This window comes from Thermodesulfobacteriota bacterium, from assembly GCA_040756475.1.
Taxonomy (GTDB): domain Bacteria; phylum Desulfobacterota; class Deferrisomatia; order Deferrisomatales; family JACRMM01; genus JBFLZB01.
In genome coordinates, this window is sequence record JBFLZB010000333.1 from 1 (window position 1) to 2481 (window position 2481).

Sequence of the window (2481 nt, forward strand, 5' to 3'; positions counted from 1 at the left end):
GGCTGCTCTGGCCCCGAGCTCCCGGCGGGCCGCTCGCGTCGGTGCCCGCGCGGGAGGTAGCACTGGGCTGCCTTCCCCTGGCCCGGCAGGGGCTCCGGGCGGCGGGGGTCGAGGCCGGCGATGCGGACCCCTTGCTGGCGGTGCTGGAGGCCCGCATCGAGACCGGCCAGACCGGGGCAATCTGGCAACAGCGCACCCTGGCGGCACTGGAGCCCCGGCTGGGCCGGCAAGGCGCCCTGGCGGAGATGTTCCAGCACTACCTCCGCCTGGCCGACGCGGGCGACCCGGTGCACACCTGGCCGGTGCCGGCGTGAGAACGGGAGCGGGCGGGGTGCGCTGGATCGAGGGCCCCCTGGCCGTGCCCGACACCCCGGAGGACTTCCTCCGGGAGCTGGGGGGGCCGGCGGTCCTGCGGATCCCGGGGGCAGACCGGTCGCGGGCCCGGGCCCTGGTGACGCTGCTCCACGGCGACGAGCCCTCGGGGCTGCGGGCGGTGCACGGGTGGCTGCGCTCCGGCCCGGCGCCGGCGGTGGACGTGGTGATCTTCCTGGGAGCGGTGGAGGCGGCCCTGGAAGGCCCGGGCTTTCGGCACCGGGCCCTGCCCGGCTGCCGCGACCTGAACCGCTGCTTCGACACACCCGGCGAAGAGGGGGAAGCGCGCACGGCCGCCCGGGCCTTGGCCCTCCTGCGCCGGGTGCCCCTCGAGGCCCTGGTCGACCTCCACAACACGAGCGGGGCGACGCCCCCCTGCGCCCTCGGTTCCCGTGCCGACCCGGCGCTGCTCGCCCTGGCGTCGCTCTTTGCCGCACACTACGTGTGCACCGGAGCCCTGGGGCTGGGTTCCCTGACCGAGGCCACCGGCGGCCACGTGCCCAGCGTGGTGGTGGAGTGCGGGCAGCGCGGCTCTGCCCAGGCCGACCGGGTGGCACGAAACGGCCTGGCGCGGTTTGTCGGCGCGAAGAGACTTTCCGGCCCGGGACACCTGGCGCTCTACCGCGACCCCGTGCGGGTGGAGCTCGTGCCCGGGACCAGCGTGGCCTTCGCCCCCGGCCCCGTCCCCGGTGCGGACCTGACGCTTCGCCCCGACGTGGACCGGTTCAACCTGGAGACCCTGCCCCCAGACACCCTTCTCGGGTGGCTGCGCCCTGGAGCCCCCTGGCCCCTGCGCATCGGGTCCCGCCCGGGAGGAGCCAGCCCTCCCTGCCCCTTCCGCGCCGGAACCGACGGCCGCCTCCTCACCCGCCGGCACTTCACGCCCCTCATGATGACCACCGACCCCGAGAGCGCCCGGGGAGACTGCCTGTGCTACGAGGTCACGCCCATAGCGCCGCCCCGCCCGCAGTCGGGGATGGGGTAAACCCCGCGGGTCCCGAAGGGGTCAGCAGGGCAGACACTCCCCCTCCACCGGCTCCAGGGCCCGGGACCGCCAGTCCAGCACGGTGGTGTGCAGGAACATCCGCTCCGCCAGGTCGGGAAAGTCGGCCCGGATCACCTCGGCCCCGAACCGGGAGAGGAAGCGCGCCTTGAGCTCGGCCCTGGCCCGGTCCACCCCGTACTCGTCGTAAGGAGAAGACACGAAGAGGAGGAATCCGTCGGCGGGGATGCGGCCGCTGAACATGTTGGCTTCGATGACCCCTGCCGCCTTTCGGATGGGGTCGGCCAGGTCGGGGCTGTAGGGGCCGATGATGAGCGCCAGGTTGGGGGTGTGGAGGAAGTCGAACCCCCGCCCCAGGCAGATCACCCACTCCCGGTGCTGGACGTCCAGGGTCCGCACGGTGTGCCGCACCTGGGCGATGCGCTCCAGGTTCCCCCGGAGGAGCGGGAGCAGGTCTTCCCGCACCCGGGCCGCCATGTCGGGGAAGAGGGCACCCAGGCGCTCTCCCAGGTCGTCGGCGTCTTCGGGCCCGAGGGTCGAGAGGTCCAGACGCTCACCGCCCTCGCCGTGCAGGACGAGGGCGTCCTCGTCGGTCTCGAACCCGCACACGATGGGGTACACGGTCTGGTGACCCGTGCCGAAGATGTGCTCGGCCTGGCGCTTGACCGCATAGGTGTGGGCGACCGCCGCGTCGGTGTCGTAGTGGAACCCGGCGCAGCCGCGCTGGGGATCGCCCCGGGAGAAGTGGTAGGTGATGAGGATCACGACCCTTCGGCCCTCGGCCACCTTGCGCTGCACATAGCTGGCGAGGACCTCGCCCAGGTGGGGCCAGCCCAGGTCGAACATCCCCCCCAGATTGCGGAAGGGCTGGATGATGCCGGGCGGGGTCTGGGTGGCCACCGGGATGGTGATGCGCCCGTCCATGCACTTGAGCACCGCGATGGCCGTGGGGTGCCGCGCCAGGTAGCGCTCCCGTGCCAGGCAGGCCTCCGGGCTGCGAAACGCCCCCCCGTGGCGCCGGGCCAGATCGAGCAACCACGCGATCCTCTCCTGGATGGGCTTGCCGTGGGCTTCCATGGCGTCTCTCCTCTCCCGAGGGGCGCCGG

3 protein-coding genes are annotated in these 2481 nt (G+C 73.5%); 2 read left to right on the plus strand and 1 reads right to left on the minus strand.

Going from position 1 to position 2481, the window contains the following annotated elements:
- Positions 1-314: glutamate--cysteine ligase (locus tag AB1578_23345; GenBank protein MEW6490834.1), on the plus strand; the 314-nt coding region annotated here is incomplete at its 5' end.
- Positions 315-331: 17 nt separating this feature from the next.
- The gene (locus tag AB1578_23350) at positions 332-1357 is read left to right on the plus strand and encodes a succinylglutamate desuccinylase/aspartoacylase family protein (GenBank protein ID MEW6490835.1); all 1026 of its coding nucleotides are present in this window, start codon (positions 332-334) and stop codon (positions 1355-1357) included.
- Positions 1358-1378: 21 nt separating this feature from the next.
- Here AB1578_23350 and AB1578_23355 read toward each other — a convergent pair whose 3' ends face one another.
- Positions 1379-2452 (minus strand): hypothetical protein, encoded by a 1074-nt coding sequence (locus AB1578_23355; protein ID MEW6490836.1) that lies wholly within the window; start codon positions 2450-2452, stop codon positions 1379-1381.
- Positions 2453-2481 lie beyond the last annotated feature (29 nt).